At 41.3% G+C, this 1359-nt stretch carries 2 pseudogenes; one reads left to right on the top strand and one right to left on the bottom strand.

The features are described from left to right. Positions 1-875, top strand: a pseudogene (locus PX481_RS20270) (pentapeptide repeat-containing protein); the annotation flags it as partial. Between the two features lie 50 nt (positions 876-925). On the opposite strand, the pseudogene PX481_RS20265 reads toward PX481_RS20270, so the two are convergent. Beyond that, a pseudogene (locus PX481_RS20265) lies at positions 926-991 on the bottom strand (DUF29 domain-containing protein); the annotation flags it as partial. Positions 992-1359: the final 368 nt, after the last annotated feature.

Raw genomic sequence — 1359 nt, 5'->3', positions numbered from 1 at the left:
CCCAACTGGATGAGGTGGACTGCCAGTACATTTATCTGCTTAATGGGCAAAAAGAGCTCCGCCCCAGTAGTGGCGAATTTCAACCCGGCGAATTTACTAAATTATTTGCCGAAATGTTCGACACTGTTGACCTCATTTTCCGCAATGGGGTAGATTGGAAAGCTTTCATCGCCGCCTTAAAAGAAGTACAAGTGCAGAATGAAGATACGCCGCTTCAGATACAGAGCATTGCCAATAAAGGAGATGGCGTGATAGTGGTAAAAGTCCATGTACCGCCCGATACTGATAAAGAGAAAATTCACCAAGAATTTAACCAAAATTATCAACTACAACTCGCAGCCATCGAAGCCCAATATAAGGCACAACTCACCGCCAAAGAGACAGAAATTGCCATCTATCGCCAACAAAGTGTTGATATGATGGAAATTACCAAAACCCTCGCCAACCGTCCCATCCATGTAGAGGCAAAAGCCATGAGCCACAGTAACGACAGTTCTCCAAATATCACCATCCGCGATATTAATAATTCCGCCGTCAATTTCGGCGAAATCATCGGCGATGTAACCAATACCATTAACCAAATTGCAGCCGATGCTTCCCCAGAAAATGCCCAACTTAAAGCCTTACTGCAAGAACTAACCCAGGCGATTGAAATTGACAGCCATTTAGATGAAGAAGAAAAAGCCGAAGCCGCCAATCAAGTGAAAAAGATTGCCCAAGCTAGTCAAAATCCTGATGATGCCGGACTGCAAAAGAAAGCCCAACGAGCGGTTAATTTTCTCGAAACAATTGCTAAAGCTTTGGAACCTGCCAGCAAACTTGCCCAAGCCTGTCAAACAGCCTTACCGATAATTTTGAAAACATTAGGCTTCTGATAGGTTTGTAGTTGCGCTTTAGCGCAGTTCTAGTTAGGGCTATAGCATCATCGTAACTGTTTTACCGTCTCTTTTAGCCATTGATTATAATCAGTTTCGTAGGCAGTTGACGACATAAGGCCTCTTGTAAAAATCAAAAATTGTTGTTGGGTTTAGGCTTCAGTAGCCAGTAGCCAGTAGTCAGTAGTCAGTAGAATTAAGAATGAGCATTAATCAATTAAATGCTCTATTTAGGGATGTTATGCAGTTTTATGTCTATTTTTCTCATTTTTGCACTCTCAAAAATTAATTATGCAAGAACTCTATAGCCTTCTAATAATTATAGGGCTTGTTGCTGTGACTAATGGCTCTTCGGTAATTGTTATGCAATGGACGGGGGTTATAAGGGATGGAACCCTTATATAGAAAAGCATTTAGCGATTTTTGTCAATTGTTTTTGCTCTAGAGCGAACTAATCAATTAAGTCTCTTGCCAGATAAGGATT

This window comes from Microcystis sp. M53603_WE2 (assembly GCF_030065435.1).
Note: the sequence above shows the minus strand (reverse complement) of the source record. Positions and strands in the feature narration are given on the sequence as shown.